9 protein-coding genes are annotated in these 15,585 nt (G+C 57.3%); 7 read left to right on the top strand and 2 right to left on the bottom strand.

The window, feature by feature from the left end:
• Positions 1 to 14: 14 nt before the first annotated feature.
• Both coaBC and NZ823_01845 read left to right on the top strand, forming a co-directional pair.
• Positions 15 to 1,223: a bifunctional phosphopantothenoylcysteine decarboxylase/phosphopantothenate--cysteine ligase CoaBC gene (coaBC, locus tag NZ823_01850; protein MCS6803871.1), complete on the top strand. Its 1,209-nt coding sequence runs from the start codon at positions 15 to 17 to the stop codon at positions 1,221 to 1,223.
• 1 nt (position 1,224) lies between these two features.
• Positions 1,225 to 2,169 carry a uracil-DNA glycosylase gene (locus NZ823_01845; GenBank protein MCS6803870.1) on the top strand — a complete coding sequence of 315 codons (945 nt, stop codon included), beginning with the start codon at positions 1,225 to 1,227 and terminating at the stop codon, positions 2,167 to 2,169.
• Between the two features lie 590 nt (positions 2,170 to 2,759).
• Here NZ823_01845 and NZ823_01840 read toward each other — a convergent pair.
• Complete coding sequence (locus tag NZ823_01840; GenBank protein MCS6803869.1) at positions 2,760 to 4,196, bottom strand: sigma-54 dependent transcriptional regulator; 1,437 nt, start codon at positions 4,194 to 4,196, stop codon at positions 2,760 to 2,762.
• Positions 4,197 to 4,475: 279 nt separating this feature from the next.
• On the opposite strand from NZ823_01840, the gene NZ823_01835 reads away from it, so the two are divergent.
• Both NZ823_01835 and NZ823_01830 read left to right on the top strand, forming a co-directional pair.
• Entirely contained in the window at positions 4,476 to 7,817 is a 3,342-nt protein-coding gene (locus NZ823_01835) for a hypothetical protein (GenBank protein MCS6803868.1), read from the top strand.
• Positions 7,818 to 8,047: 230 nt separating this feature from the next.
• Positions 8,048 to 8,602, top strand: a complete 555-nt coding sequence (locus NZ823_01830; protein ID MCS6803867.1) for a superoxide dismutase family protein — start codon at positions 8,048 to 8,050, stop codon at positions 8,600 to 8,602.
• Between the two features lie 422 nt (positions 8,603 to 9,024).
• Here NZ823_01830 and NZ823_01825 read toward each other — a convergent pair whose 3' ends face one another.
• On the bottom strand, positions 9,025 to 11,316 hold the full coding sequence (locus NZ823_01825; GenBank protein ID MCS6803866.1) for a proprotein convertase P-domain-containing protein: 2,292 nt from the start codon (positions 11,314 to 11,316) through the stop codon (positions 9,025 to 9,027).
• Positions 11,317 to 11,847: 531 nt separating this feature from the next.
• Here NZ823_01825 and NZ823_01820 point away from each other — a divergent pair.
• The 3 genes from NZ823_01820 (at position 11,848) to NZ823_01810 (ending at position 14,676) form a co-directional block, all read left to right on the top strand.
• A complete protein-coding gene (locus NZ823_01820) occupies positions 11,848 to 13,542 on the top strand; it encodes a tetratricopeptide repeat protein (GenBank protein ID MCS6803865.1) in 1,695 nt (564 codons plus the stop codon).
• Between the two features lie 115 nt (positions 13,543 to 13,657).
• Complete coding sequence (locus NZ823_01815; protein ID MCS6803864.1) at positions 13,658 to 14,311, top strand: CRTAC1 family protein; 654 nt, start codon at positions 13,658 to 13,660, stop codon at positions 14,309 to 14,311.
• Positions 14,308 to 14,676 (top strand): hypothetical protein, encoded by a 369-nt coding sequence (locus NZ823_01810; protein ID MCS6803863.1) that lies wholly within the window; start codon positions 14,308 to 14,310, stop codon positions 14,674 to 14,676. The genes NZ823_01815 and NZ823_01810 overlap by 4 nt, the downstream gene beginning before the upstream one ends.
• The last annotated feature ends 909 nt before the right edge of the window (positions 14,677 to 15,585 follow it).

Raw genomic sequence — 15,585 nt, 5'->3', positions numbered from 1 at the left:
TGTGAGGAACGCTGATGAATATATTGTTGGGAGTCACCGGTTGTATTGGCGCTTACAAAGCGGCTGAACTGCTCCGTCAGCTTCAGCAACGAGGCGCTGTTGTTCGTGTCGTGATGACGCAGAGCGCGTGCCAGTTTGTTGGCCCTGTGACGTTCGAGGCGCTCTCTGGCCACAGCGTCATGACCGGCCTCTTTGAGCCGGGCGCCAATACGACGATCAAACATATCGAAGCCGCGCGCTGGGCTAACCTCCTGCTCGTTGCCCCGGCGACGGCTAACATCATAGCGAAATTCGCGCGTGGCTTGGCCGATGACATGCTCTCGACGATTTACCTGTCGGCCACCTGTCCGGTCATGATCGCGCCGGCCATGAACGTCGAGATGTGGCGACACCCAGCCACGCAAGAGAATGTCGCCATCTTGCAGGCGCGAGGGGTTGAAATCATTGAACCGGAAAGCGGCTTCCTTGCCTGCGGGGCAGTTGGCGAAGGTCGCCTGGCCGAGCCGGAGGTCATTGCGGCGCGCGCCATCGCTTTTTTGCAGCGGGCCAGCGCCGGCGCAGACTTGAGCGGGCACCATGTACTGGTGACCGCTGGCCCGACCTGCGAAGACCTTGATCCGATTCGATTCTTGACCAATCGCTCCTCCGGCAAAATGGGCTATGCGCTGGCTGAAGCGGCGCTGGCTCGCGGCGCCGACGTGACGCTCATTAGCGGGCCGACCCGCTTGACCCCGCCTCCCATGGCGCGATTCATCCCCGTCTGGTCAGCTCAGCAGATGTGTGACGCTGTCACACGCCACCTGAATGAAGCCACGATTGTCATCAAAGCAGCCGCAGTAGCCGATTTTCGGCCACGCCATCCACAGGCAAGCAAAATCAAAAAGTCAGATCAAAGCGTCACACTTGATCTGGAACCGACGCCGGATATTTTAACTGAGGTCGGCCGTCGTAAAACTCATCAAATCGTTGTGGGGTTTGCCGCTGAAACAGACAAGCCAGTGGAGCATGGCCGCGACAAATTGCAGCGCAAGAACCTGGATATGATCGTAGTCAATGATGTGACCGCGCCTGGCGCCGGCTTTGATGTGGATACTAATCGCGTCACCATCATAGACCGTTATGATCATGTTATCGCGCTGCCCTTGCTCTCGAAGCGCGAAGTTGCCGACCGCATCTTTGATCATCTGATTGAAGTGTTTCTTTCGACGCAGGTGGATGAATGATATGGTAGAGCCACCGCTCACTGAAGATGTCATCGTCCTCGCTCGTGATCTTCAACGCGAGTTGAAGTATCTGATGGACCTGGGCCTCACTGACTATGGTGATGATCCACCGGCGCTGCCGCGCGTGGAAGCCAGGAGTCAGGAGCCAGGAGTCAGGAGCCAGGAGCCAGCAGCCAGCAGCCAGGAGTCAGGAGTCAGGAGTCAGGAGTCAGCAGCCAGGAGTCAGGAGTCAGGAGCGATGATCCACGGATCACGGCTCACGGTCCACGATCCACGAATCACGCCTGCAAAGAAAAAGACACTCCCGCCGATTGGTCAGGCGTCACTTTTTGGCGAGCTGGGACCGGCGCCTCCGGCTGTGCAACCCGACGTTGAGCAGCCTGTTGATGAAACACTCGACGCGATTCGCGCCGATATTGGCGATTGTACTCGCTGCAAGCTGCATGCGACGCGCACGCACATCGTCTTTGGGGAAGGCAATCCGAGAGCCGAATTGATGTTTATTGGTGAAGGACCGGGCGCAGATGAAGACGCGACAGGCCGACCGTTTGTCGGTCGCGCTGGCCAACTGCTCGACCGTATGATCGAGGCTATCGGCATGAAGCGTGAAGACTGTTACATTGCTAACATCGTCAAGTGTCGTCCGCCGGGTAATCGCGAACCGGAGCCTGATGAGGTGGCGACCTGCGAGCCGTTTCTCTATCGGCAGATTGCTGTGATTAAGCCTCGACTGGTTGTCGCGCTTGGGGCAACGGCAGCCACGACATTGCTTGGTAAGAAAATTCCTATATCGAAGATACGTGGACAATTTCTGGAGTTTCGTGGCACGAAATTACTGCCGACGTTTCATCCGGCGTTTTTGTTGCGCTCGCCCGGCATGAAGAAAGAGGCTTGGGAAGACCTGAAAAAGGTGCGCGATTTCCTCCACGGCAAAATCTCAGGATAGCCTTCAGAACTTCGCCTTAACGCCACGAACTTTTGTCACGTTACTTAGAGCGGTTTGCGAATCAATCTACCCTGGGGCGCGCACTTGCAGCGTGCATGAGCCCGCAGGCGGGCGCTGCCCGGCTAAAGGCAATGGAAAATCGCTCTAAGTTAAGAAGCTCATGGAACACGGATGACACGGATTGGACTGATCAACGCGGATCAATCCGTGAAAATCCGCCGCATCCGCCTCATCCGCGTTCTATCCAACTCCACGAACTAATGCCGTTCATGGAACGCAGATGACACGGATTGGGTTGATCAACGCGGATCAATCGGCGAAAATCCGCCGCATCCGTCTGATCCGCGTTCTATCCAACTTCACGAACTAATGCCGTTCATGGAACGCGGATGACACGGATTGGGCTGATCAACGCGGATCAATCGGCGAAAATCCGCCGCATCCGCTTCATCCGTGTTCTATCCAACTCCACGAGCTTAGAGCGATCTTCAATTGCCTTTAGGCTGGAGGCCCTGCATCTTGCTGGCGAATGCACGCTAGCAAGCGTGCGCAGGATCAACGCATTCGCAGACCGCTCTAATGTTCCGTCGTTAGCCGTAGTGAACCGTGTAGGTGCCGCGGATGCCGTATTTTTTCATGCGTCGCCACAGCGTGACGCGGCTGATGCCGAGGTCTTTGGCGGCGCGTTCCAGATTGCCTTGGTTGCGCCCGATTGCTTCCAGGATCAACTCACGTTCGCGCTCATCGAGCGCTCTGAGCCGGCCCTTATGATGACCGTTCAGATGGCCGTTGGGCGATGTGATCGGTTGAGCATACGGCATTGGGGTTGATTGAAATCCGAATGAGAGTGGCTCGACGCCTTCGCGCACATGAGGCGGCAGAACGTCGCATGTAATCACCGGCCCAGCGCACATAGCCACAGCCTGCTCGATGATATGTTTCAACTCCCGGACGTTGCCCGGATAATTGTAATTGAGCAGCAACTGCATGGCCTCGGGCGCAATGGCCTGGATGATCTTGTTCTCGCGTTGGCAGTACTTTTTCAGGAAGTGTTCGGTCAGCGCCGGAATATCACTGCGGCGCGCGCGCAGCGGTGGCACGTGAATCGAGACGACGTTGAGACGGTAGTAAAGGTCTTCGCGGAATTCGCGATTCTGAATGGCCGTCTCGAAATCCAGATTCGTAGCCGCAATGATGCGAATATCAACGGTGATCGTTCTGTTTTCACCGATGCGTCGAATCGTGCGGTCTTCCAACACGCGGAGCAGTTTGGCCTGCACGCTGAGCGGCATGGTGCCGATTTCATCGAGGAAGAATGTGCCGCCGTGTGCTTCTTCGATCAATCCTTTCCGGTTAGTCGAAGCGCCGGTGAACGCCCCTTTGACGTGACCGAACAGCTCGCTTTCCAGCAGGTGCTCGGGGAACGCAGCGCAATTGACAGAGACAAACGGCTTGTTGGCGCGGCGGCTCAACGTGTGAATGGCCTTTGCCACGAGCTCCTTGCCTGTGCCTGTCTCGCCGGTGATGAGCACAGTGCTTTCGCTTGGGGCGATTCGACGCAGCGTATCTAGAATCGTTCGCAGTTCCTTCGATTCACCGACGATGTTTTCCAGGCCGAATTCGCGTTGGAATTCGCTCCGCAGGAAGACCACTTCCTTCTCCAAGCGTTGCCGATTCAGCGCGTTTTTCACCCGCTGCAACAGCTCGTCGCGGCTGAGCGGTTTGGTGATGAAATCGCACGCCCCTTCTTTCATGGCTTGCACGGCGATGTCCACCGTAGCATAGCCGGTCATCATCATCACTTCTGTGTGCGGCGACGTGCTCTTAATAAACCTGACCAGCTCCATGCCGGAGACGGAATCCATCCGCAGGTCTGTGATCACCAGATCATAGACGCTATGCAGCATCATGTCTCTGGCTTCGGCGACGCTGCCTGCCTGGTCAATTTCGTACTGTTCGTGGCGAAAACAACTGATCAAAAACCGACGTACCGATTCTTCATCATCAACAATCAGTATTTTGAACATTGGCCAGCACCATCCTCACGTATTACCTACCTCTTCCACAACCTCCTGTTCGTGCCCATCCCATGCCACGCGGAGGCTTTGTTGTTTTGCCCGGTTCAATGTTTTTATGTGCTAATAGAATAAGCTTTTTCTCCATCAAGAGCAAGAGTTTTTTTCTCAAACGCGCGCGGCATGCCGTCTGGATACCGACTGCTTGAACTCGCCGATTAACTGCGCTAGGATACTGTGGCCCGGAAAAGAACGCGATCAAAGCTGAGAAATCAAAGGAGGCTTCTTCTTATGAAATTCAATGGATTGCTCTCACCGACATATCACCAACGATGGTGGATGATTGGTGCGATATTACTGGTCTTCGGCCCACTCATGGTTGGTCATTCATTTAGTGAAGCTGAAATTCCTCAAGCGCTCGTCAATGGTGGCCAATCGCTTTACAAGGTCACCGGCGCAGAGCAGGTTGCTCGGCGGGTTGCTGCTCCGTTTTCCGGTCAACAAATCTATGAGCTGAAGTATGACTCGAAGCCAGTACAACGGTATTATGCCGCCACCGAAGTCGGCCTCTTTATCAGCGATAATGCTGGGCACTCATGGAGCAAGCAGGACCTGCCGGTCGCCGGCGCTGCTCGCTTGCGCCAGGATGTATTTGCTGTCGCTGCTCTCAATGGGATGTTGTGGATTGGCACACACGATGGTCTGTTCATGACGACTCAGGCAGATGCAGGTTGGCGCAAGGTCACCGACGGACTACCGGATGGTTTGATTCCGTTAGCCATTGAAGTGGCTGCTGCTGATGCGCGTGTGATGTATCTGGGGTCAGCTCGTCATGGCGTCTTCCGCAGCGATGACGGCGGCTACAGTTGGCGTGCTGTCAATCGCGGGTTGCCGGCGGCTGTCGGGGCCGCGCCGATGTCGCCGATTGACCACCTGGTCATTGATCCGTCCGAGAGCGACATCGTGTACGTCTCGACCGACGTCAACGGCTTTTACGTGACGCATGACGGCGGCAGTCAGTGGACAGCCATCAATGAGGGATTGCCGGTCCCCTTGCCATATCGCACGCATACACCGCGATTGGCTGTGCATCCGCGGCAACCGCGCGTGCTCTATGCGCTCATTGCATACCCCGTTCATTCACATCGCATTGAACACCGATTGTATCGCAGCAGCAGCCGGGGCGCTCAGTGGGATTACGTCGGCACATTGCCCGATCAACTCAGCGGTCACACGCTGGAGTTTCACCCTGACCGGCCTGATCTGTTGATTGTGGGGCATGAGCAAGGCGTGTTGATGTTCAGCGATGAGGCAGTCGTGATGGATCATCCAACCGCGCAGGATACGCCGCTGCCGGAGGCTCCGGCCCGCGCCAGTTCGCAGGCTCAGCCGCCGGCTGATTTCGACGTTGGCAATGTGGCTGTGCTCCACGATGACGGCACGCTGTTTCATTTATTTGATCTAAACGGCCGCTCGATCCAGTTTGAGCGATTGGAGCCTGATAATTACGGCGCGTCATTTGTCCCGTTCAGCTTTGATTCAACGCCCGGCACGCCGCTGAGCTTGGGCGATAATGATTTCGTCTCGGTGAACATTCCGTTCACGTTTCTTTTTTATAACCGCGAGCACACCAGCGTCTTCGTTAATTCCAACGGCAATTTGACGTTCGGTCAAGGCAGTCGAGACCGCATCCCTTCGATTGGTTTTCCGCCGGCGCGGATTGCGCCGTTTTGGACAGATTTGGATCCCAGTCGCGGCGGGCAGATCACTGTGCGCGCGGCCGCCGACCGATTGGTTGTTACCTGGAGCAACGTGCCGGAAGTTGGCACAGGCGCGCTCAATACGTTTCAGGTTGTTCTATTCAGCAATAACCGGATTCTCTTCACCTTCAGCGATGTCCGGTCGCGCACCGGTTTGACCGGCATTAGTCAAGGACTGGCCTTGCTTGGCAGCGTCGTTGACTTCACTGAAGACTTGCCGCTGCCGCGCGTCGCCTTTCGCACGGCCATCTATGAATCGTTTGATGGGCGATTTCAAATCGCTGCCATCGCTCGCCGATTTTATCGAACGCATCAGGACGATTACGAATTTCTCACTGCTATTGGCACGAGCGACACGCCCTACGATGTGGTGGGCGGCGGCGGATTCGCGTTCTACGCTCCGATACAAAACAATGTACGCGGCATTGGTCGCAGCGTCGGCGAATTCAACGGCGGACCGCGCGCCTTCGGCAGCGCCGGTCGCTTGGAAGGGTTCATCAATTTCAACAAACTGAGCGAATACCCCGACAATCCCAATCAAACGTTCTTGGGCACAAACTCCACACTCGACATTATGGCGCAGGAGTTCGGTCATCGTTGGCTGGCTTTCGTTGAGTTCAGCGATGCTGGTGTGCCCAGTAGCGCGCTGCTGGGTCGGGATTTCGCGCATTGGAGCTTTTTCAAAGATAGCGATGCGTCCGAGATGGAAGGCAACAAGTGGCTCGATCAAGGCGGCGGCCTCTTCCTCTCGATTGAAGCGACCAGTCGTTACAGCATGCTGGATCGCTACCTGATGGGATTGGCTTCTGCCGCTGAAGTGGCGCCGTTCTTCTTCATTCGCGCGCCGACGGATACCAATCGTGTCAGCAGCAGTCCGCCGGAAGTCGGCGTGCGCGTCAGAGGCACGCGACAAAACGTGACGGTTGCTCAGATCATCGCCGAAGAAGGCGTGCGCATTCCGGCGTTTCCGACGGCGCCCACAAGGTTCAGACAAGCGTTCATCCTGGTGGTGCCGGAAGGGCGACGCGCTTCGCAAGATGATCTGAACAAAGTAGAGATCATCCGGCAAAGCTGGGAACTCTTTTTCAACGTGATCACAGGCGGACGAGGCACGGTCAATGCGCGATTGTCAACCGCCACCGGCGCGGATTTGGTGCCTGCCCAGGTGAGCGTTTCACCGGCCAGTGTCGCGCCGGGCAGCAGCGTCAATCTCAGTTTTCTCGTGATCAATCAAGGGCAGGCGCCGGCGGCTGCCGCCGTCCATGAGATTCGGTTGTCTGAGGACGCCATCGTTAATGCCAATGATCTACTGTTGAGCACGGTGGCAACCAGCACATTGGCGCCGGGCAGTTCGGTCAGTTTCTCAATCTCCATCGTCATACCTCCGGGAATACCGCCGGGCCAGCGCTTCATTGGCATTATCGCCGATAGCAGCAACGCCGTGAGCGAAACCGACGAAACGAACAACATTGCCGTCGCACCGCTTACTGTATTGGGCGCAGCGCAGGCCGATTTGCTGCCCACCAACTTGAGCGTCTCTCCTTCGACAGTGCCTGCTGGCGGCTCGATCACGGTCAACGTCACGATTGCCAATCAAGGCGTCGGTGTGGCGGCTTCGACGATCCACCAGATTCGGTTGTCTGCTGATGGCTTCATTGATGCTAATGATACGTTGCTGACGACGCTGGTCACGCCTGAATTACAGCCGGGCGCAGCGTTGCCGTTCGTGGTTACGACGACGATTCCTGCCGGCACGCCTGCCGGCGGCCGATTCGTCGGTGTGCTGGTTGATGCTACCAATCAAGTCAGTGAGACGAACGAAGCCAATAACACGCTCTCGGTGTTCATCAACGTCACTAATCCTAAGCGGTGATGGGCAAGGGCAGGCCAGAGAGGTTAAAGAGTATTGGCGTGGATATGAGCCACTAGAGCGGTTTGCGAATCAATCTACCCTGGGAGCGCCCACTCAAGCGTACATGAGGCGGGTGCTCCCCGGGTAGAGGCAATTGAAAATCGCTATAAAGATCACGAAGCGCACAAAGAGCCTCGCGCCTTTCTTTGGGGCTACCTGCGCTTCGTGGTTTGTCTTGGCTGGAGGCAGGTATGTGGAAAGGTGGTGCTCGTGGGGCCGCGCTCGTTCTGCTGCTTGTTGGCGCGATGCGTCCTGCTCAATCGGATCATCTGGCGCGGGCTTTTTTGCGTGACGCTGCCGGTCGGGCCGTTGGTCAGGTCAGCTTTGAGGACCTGGGCGGAACAGTCTATGTGCGGGTTGTTTTGGAGAGAATAACGCCGGGATGGCATGCCATCCACATTCACAGCACGGGCAACTGCACGCCGCCAACGTTTGCCTCAGCAGGCGAGCATTTCAATCCGGGCGGGCAACGACATCCAGGCCATGCCGGCGATTTACCGGTCGTTTATGTTATCAGCGATGGCACGGCTGACATGCTGTTCAAAACGGATCGCTTTGCCGTGGCTGATCTGTTTGACGCCGATGGCAGTTCAGTCATTGTTTACAGCAACCCCGATAATTTTTCCAACATTCCCAGCCGGTATCGCTCGACGGAACCTGGAGCCACGGCTTCTGGTCCAGACCTAATCACATTGCGTTCCGGCGACGCAGGCGCGCCGATTGCCTGCGGTGTCGTGGTACGATGATACCAATACACTGGAGAAAGGCCATGTTTGATGAGTGACATGGGAGAGCAGGAGCAGAACACCCCAAGTGGCCGTCTCCGATTTTCTGTATGCATTTGTATGACATCGTCATGATGGTGAGTCAACCTCCAGAGGCCGCGCAAGCGGCCTGCGAGCTGGTGGGCTGCTGCCGCCGCCGCTGCTCGGAGGTCGCTCACTTCAATACGCCGAACTTCAGTGCACGCTGCACGCGTGCGCTCCCAGGGCAAGCTCATTCACAAACGCCTCTAAGCCGTGTCGGGTAAATCACGCCAAGCAGCGAGGGAACGGCATAAAGGTGCCCGCCGCTGGAACGCCTGACCCGTTGAAAGAGTCTACCACCGACACAAGCAGGGCAGGTTGATCGTCATTCAACCTGCCCCTGCTGTGCGGGAAGAAGGTGCTTAATACTTGCTCCCGCCGCCGCCACCACCGCCCGGACAGTTGCACGTATCGTCACACGAATTCACGTTGGAAACGATCGTGATCGTTCGTCTCGGCACACCGGGTAGCGTCAACCGGAAGTTTGCTCTACAGCGAAGCGTGTCAATGAGACCCTGAGCGATGTTGGTGTCTCCTGGACCGCTCTGCACGTTGATGGTAAAGCCCTGCTTGGTGATGGCAGCCGGTCCGGTGTACGTTTCGGTGCCTGCCCGCATACAGTACGTGCCGTCAGTGGTAGCAGCACATCCGCGACGTATGGTCACGCACTTGCTCGGGTCGGCATCATCTCGGACGGCAATCGTGTCTGCCGTTCTGATGACGACGGTATCCGTGGCCATGGCGCCGCACGGGTCCGTCACCTTTAGTTGGAACGTCAGCGTCAAGCATTCCACATCGGGCGCTTCCGGTGCCGTGAAGGTGGCCGTCGCCATGTTGGCATTAGTGATGACGACTGGCGGTCCGCCTGTTTGCGTCCATTGGAAGGAAGCGGCTGCCGCATGACCTGTGTTGGGATCGGTCGCCGAGCCGGCCAGTGTCACGGTCGCGCCTTCATCAACAACTTGATCTGGTCCGGCATTGGCAGTGGGCGGTGCATTGGTCACGGTGACGGTGAACGAGCAGCTCGGCCCAGCCGTCGTGGTGCACGTCACTGTGGTCGTACCTAATGGGAACGTCGAGCCCGATGGGGGCGTGCAGGTGACCGTGCCGCAACTGCCCACCGTGGTCGGCGCTGGGTAAGTCACCGGAGCGCCACAGGTGGACCCTGAAGCGGCCCGCGTTTGGTTGGGCGGACAACTGATCGTGCAGACAACCCAGGTCTTCGTAGCCGAACACGTGGCGACACAGGAGAGCACACCAAAGGGCGAGTCTCGTTCCGCGTCAGAAGGCCTGAAATCGCCAAAGTCTGCGAGCACACAGGCCGTGATCGTATCCGTGCCGCCTGTCGTCAGCGGGCCTGCATCGGTGTAAGTGAACGTGGCCTGGCCCGAGGCATTGGTGGTTCCCGTGCCGGTGGTGGTGTTGCGACCTGAGACGCTGAAAAGTACGACCAAGCCGGGAACGGGGCTGCCGGCGCTGGTCACTGTCGCGGTCACCGAATGGCTGGTGCCTGCCGGGTTTGTGCTGGTAGCAGGCGACAGCGTGCAAGTCGTATCGGTCCAGGTTTTGGTGGCCGTACACTCAGCGCTACAGGTCTCGTCGTCAACCACGCAGACGGAAATTGTATCCGTGCCCGCGCCAATTCCTGTATAAGAGAATGTCACTTGACCGCTCGCATTGGTGATGCCGAAATCCGTTGTGCCTGCATTGGGCCCGGCGGTGATCTCATACACAACAAATTCTCCAGATAATGGGTCACCGTCATCGGTAACCGTCACCGTGAATGTGTGAATGGTGCCTTCAGGATTCGTGTCTGTCGCCGGCGTTACACTACAGCTCACTCCTGTTGAAGGCGCAGTCGTGGTGAACTCCAAGCACCAGCATTGGAGCGTGCCGCTGTCGGCAGTCAGGTCGTCGCAGATGGACAGCGTCCATGTGCCCATCGCCTCCTGGCCATCAAAGGCTGAGAGCACAGCAGCGCCTTCGGGGTTATAGCTGCCTGGAGCTCCAACAGGGGACCCGCCGGTGAGCGTGCCAACATCGATGGCTGCCTCATCGTCAATCACAAAATCTGGCATCGGCGTGCACGTTGTGCCGAAGTTATCCCCGAAGCCGCCGACGTCGGTGAACAACACGACGGACGTGCCCATCGGCGACGTGAGCGTGACATCCAGATCTTCGCGCCAGGTGTGCGTGATGTACATCTTCACATTCACATCGCCGATGGTCAAGCTACTTGGCACGGTGATGGTGTTGACAGTTGTTTGCACACCCGGCGTGCAGGCTGACCCGCCCGTCCCCGTCGGCGGCACCGGTACGGGCGTGGTGGCGCTGCAAACGGTCACTACTGTTTGCTCCGGAGCCGTGCGCTCTTTTGCGCCGATCAGCCCGCGGTACTCACTTTGTTTGCTCTTTAATACAATTTGTAGCTCGCGCAAGTGCCCTTGCTCTTTCGGGGTGAGGTCAGACCTGCGCTTCAACTGCCGAACCTCCCGAAAGAGTGCGAGCATCTCTTCTTTCACCAGCTCAGCCTTCAGTTGCTTGAGCCGTTGTTCGTGTTTCTGGCTCTTGCTATCGGCCAATCCCGTGAAGATTAACATTGAGAAAAGACAGATCGTACACAAAGGAACCAACATTCGCTTCAATTGATCCATAGACTCCTCCCTCGTTCTAAGAAACCACAGAGACCCGAAGAACGCGGAGAACTAAAGGACTCTCACCGGCTTCAGAGTTTCGGCGGTTTTGGTTGAATCACGCATGGCGTGTCCGGCCCTCATGAACACTGCCTCAAAAAACTTAAATTCAATGCTAGAAAAACCACCACTTCAGACCACACCATTCCGGTTGTGGTGCCCTGCGTAGCTGGGAAACTCACCGAGGAGCCACCAAAAGACGCCTAATTTGATTCCCCGAAAACTCCCGAAGGGCTGCATCAACTAACATAGTTGCCTCCGGCACCAACAGACGCCTAATTTGTTTCCCCGAAAACTCCCGAACCTCGTTTACCACGCAATGACGGCTACTATTGTATTGATCCTCAGGGGGCAAGGCAAGAAAAATTTTGGGAAAAGCCGCCAAGTCCTAAGATGCTTCACCCGCGTGCCTGTTTCCGATTCGGGTTCGACAAAGATGCTGGCCAAGCGGCGCGGCGTTTGATAATATGGTGCACACACTCGGATCATTCTATGAGTCGGCGGGCAAAAAAACGCGCTGTCGGAGCGCCATCGCATGACGGGCGGAACCGGGCCTTGATACTTGCGCTGACGCTGCTGCTGATGCTGGGCGCGGCATTGGCTGTGTATCTGTTTCCTCGTTTGGGGGTGGCTCCCGGCGAAACTGCATCCTCACGGAGGGCGCCGCTTCACACATCATTGGAGTACGCGCGCGAGCTGGAGCGGCAGGGCCGCTGGTCGGAAGCGGCTGAATACGTGCACCAGGAGATGAAACGAAACCCAAATGATTCTGAACTCTATCAAGCGCTCGGCCGCATCTATATTCAACAAGCGCATTGGTTGCCGGCCAAGGAAGTCCTGGCAAAAGGCTTGAGCTTAAATGCCTCCGACCCGTTGCTGCATTTTTATATGGGCCGTGTCTATTATCATCTGAAGCAGCCGGAGGAAGCGGCCAAACATTTTCAGCAGGCGATTCAGTTTGATCCGAAAATGGCTGACGCCTACGACTGGCTCGGCCTGACGTATCTGTTACAGGCAGCAGCGCCGGCAGTCGCGGGATTCCCGCTAGACCGTCTGAAGGTGGAAGCGGCATTGAAGGAAATTGCCAAAGCCATTGCGCTGGACAGCAGTAAGGCGCTCTATCACGCTCACGCGGGCGCGGCCTATAGCGCGCTCAACGAGTACGGCAAGGCTCTCGAACATCTGAACCAGGCCGTCACACTTGACGACAATCAGGCGGAAGCGTTTCAGCAACTGGGCGACGTCTACCGCAAACAGAGCAACTGGCAGCAAGCTGAATCCGCCTACCGACGCGCGTTGCAACTGGCTCCAGAATCGGCTGCCATCGCCCATGCGCTCGGCGAAACGCTGATGCAGCAAGGACGCTACAGCGACGCGCGTCCATTGCTGGAGCAGGCTGTGCGCCTTGACCCCAGCACAGCGCAGTATCGCTACAGCCTGGGCACGACGCTGATTCGATTGGGTGAGTCACAGGCAGGTCAAGCCGAACTGGCCCGATACGAGTCGCTGCGCCAAAGCTCGCAGAATTTGGCGTCCTTGCAACGGGACGCGCTGGCTCAGCCGAAGAATCTGCAACTAGCATTGGCGCTGGCTGTTGCTTTCAAAAAAGCCGGTCGGTTTAACGAAGCGGTGCTGGAGTATCGTCGTGGCATCGCGTTGGATCGGGCGTGCGCCGATTGCTACCTGGGCATTGGCGTCGTCCTGCTAGAACTGGGCAAGCTGCCGGATGCTGAACAGCACTTCCGTCAGGTGTTAAGCATTGATCCGACGCATGCGCAGGCGCAAAACAACCTGGGCTTGATCTACCTCCAGCAGGGAAAGGCGCGCGAGGCTGTCGCCATTTTAGAAAAAGCTGCTGCCGCAAAACCGGAAGCCTACATCCTCTCGAATCTGGGCGCTGCCTACATAGAGGCAGGCGAGATTGAAGCGGCCTTGCAAACGCTGCGACACGCGCAAAAACGCGATCCGCGCTCGGCGCAAGTCCGGGTTAACCTTGGCCGGGCGGAACTGGGCGCCGGCCGAGCTGAGCAGGCCATCAACCAATTACAACAGGCCGTGCAACTCGCGCCCAACGATGCAGCAGCCTACTACTGGTTGGCGCAAGCGTATGAGAAAGCCGGCCGCGCCAGCGAAAGTCAAGCGGCCCGCCAGCGGTTTCAACAGCTCAGCCAGCAGTCCCGGCAGTAGAGCCTTCTGATGCAGCACGGTTCATGAACGGCGTGAGGCTGATTATCCGGGGACGAGTCGAACGAAAGGCAGAGCCTTCGATGCTGCACGATGCACCGGCGGCAGGATCAGAGCCATGAGCATGACGGCGGCACATTCGCGCATCACGCGCAGATGGGCGCTTGGCATGCTCCTGCTCTGTGTGTGCTCGCTTCAGTGCCAGCGCCAATCAGTTGGTGAAAGAAAGCAAATTCCTTCATCGGTATCTGACGCTCGTCCGCTTGTTCACTTCGTGGATGTCACTGAATCGGCTGGCCTCAGTCGTTTCTTGCAGGAGAACGGTCATCGAGAGAAACCGTACATTGTCGAATCCATCGGCGGCGGTGTCGCGTTTTTGGATTACGACAATGACGGCGATGTTGACATCATCGTCAACAATCTGGACGATCGTCCAACGTTACTCAGGAACGAGGGCGGCAACGCCTCTCACTGGCTCAGCGTGCGATTGATCGGAACTCAGAGTAGCCGCGACCCAGTAGGCGCTGTGCTCACCGTGACGGCAGGCGGCAAGACGCAAACATGGCCGGTCGTCTCAGGCACCAGTTTTCTATCGGCCAACGATCCGCGCCTGCATATCGGACTGGGCCGGGCGACACAGGTTGATCACCTGGAAGTGCGATGGCCCAGCGGGCGACGCGAACGATTTGAGAATATCCAGGCTGACCAACGGATCACCATTGAAGAAGGCCGCGGTCTCTATCAGCAAAATGCGCGCCAGCAGGCTCAGTGATTGATTTGTGGCTGGTGATGAGCGATCCCGTGTGGTTTGCCCATAATGATGATTGGCACAGGAGAGCCGCTGTGCTACACTGGGGCTGCATGAATCCGAACGTGGCCATCATTTCTGCCGTGCTTGCTGTGTTGACGCTTGTACTGGCTATTTTGGGCGCGTCATGGTTGAACCAACGTGGCATGGAACGATTGATTGATGCGCTTGCTGCTGAGTTTCGCGCTGAGGTCAAGCGTCTGGATCAGCGGCTTGATTCTGTTGAGCAGCGTTTGGATCAGCGGCTTGATTCGATTGGGCAGCGTCTGGATCGCATTGCGCGTCAACTGGAAGCGATTTTCAAACCGATGCTGCCGCCGCGTGCATAGTTTTCGGCCGCACTCTTGCCGACAGGCCCTCCTCTGCAAATAACATTTGAGCGATTCTTCGGAAACACCATTGATGAACACAGATGGACAGTACCAATTGCGGGTTGAAGAATTCGGTTCTATCCGCTCAGACGCATTCTACGCGGGGGCCCACAGCGAGGCCCCCATACAGGCCTGCCCGCTTTCCGGGCAAAAACGCGAGCCCACAGCCACCCTGTACGGGCGGCTCGCCGTGGCCGCCCGACTCCTCAATAACATTTGAGCGATTCCTCGGAAACACCACTGATGAACACAGATGGGCAATACCAATTGCGGGTTGAAGAATTCGGTTCTATGCGCTCAGACGCATACTACGCGGGGGCCCACAGCGAGGCCCCCATACAGGCCTGCCCGCTTTCCTGGCAAAAACGCGCGCCCAGAGCCACCCTGTACGGGCGGCTCGCCGTGGCCGCCCGACTCCTCTGAAAATAACATTTGAGCGATTCCTTGGAAACACCATTGATGAACACAGATGGGCAATACCAATTGCGGGTTGAAGAATTCGGTTCTATCCGCTCAGACGCATTCTACGCGGGGGCCCACAGCGAGGCCCCCATACAGGCCTGCCCGCTTTCCGGGCGAAAACGCGGGCCCACAGCCACCCTGTACGGGCGGCTCGCCGTGGCCGCCCGACTCCTCTGCAAATAACATTTGAGCGATTCCTCGGAACCACCACTGATGAACACAGATGGGCAGTACCAATTGCGGGTTGAAGAATTCGGTTCTATGCGCTCCGCAGGATTCTTCGCGGGGGGCCACCGCGTGGGCCCCATACATGCCTACCTGGCTGGCCGGTTTACTGGCAAAAACGGGTGGCCACATCCACCCTGTTAGGGGGGGTTGCCGGGGGCGGCCGCATCCTCTCCCCCC

The sequence above is a fragment of the Blastocatellia bacterium genome, from assembly GCA_025054955.1.
GTDB lineage: Bacteria > Acidobacteriota > Blastocatellia > HR10 > J050 > JANWZE01.
The sequence above is the reverse complement of the archived record's forward strand: the minus strand, read 5'-3'. Positions and strand labels throughout refer to the sequence as shown.

Coding starts and splice junctions, on each gene's coding strand:
- coaBC (MCS6803871.1), top strand. CDS start 15: ATGAATATATTGTTGGGAGTCACCGGTTGTATTGGCGCTTACAAAGCG.
- NZ823_01845 (MCS6803870.1), top strand. CDS start 1,225: ATGGTAGAGCCACCGCTCACTGAAGATGTCATCGTCCTCGCTCGTGAT.
- NZ823_01840 (MCS6803869.1), bottom strand. CDS start 4,196: ATGTTCAAAATACTGATTGTTGATGATGAAGAATCGGTACGTCGGTTT.
- NZ823_01835 (MCS6803868.1), top strand. CDS start 4,476: ATGAAATTCAATGGATTGCTCTCACCGACATATCACCAACGATGGTGG.
- NZ823_01830 (MCS6803867.1), top strand. CDS start 8,048: ATGTGGAAAGGTGGTGCTCGTGGGGCCGCGCTCGTTCTGCTGCTTGTT.
- NZ823_01825 (MCS6803866.1), bottom strand. CDS start 11,316: ATGGATCAATTGAAGCGAATGTTGGTTCCTTTGTGTACGATCTGTCTT.
- NZ823_01820 (MCS6803865.1), top strand. CDS start 11,848: ATGAGTCGGCGGGCAAAAAAACGCGCTGTCGGAGCGCCATCGCATGAC.
- NZ823_01815 (MCS6803864.1), top strand. CDS start 13,658: ATGAGCATGACGGCGGCACATTCGCGCATCACGCGCAGATGGGCGCTT.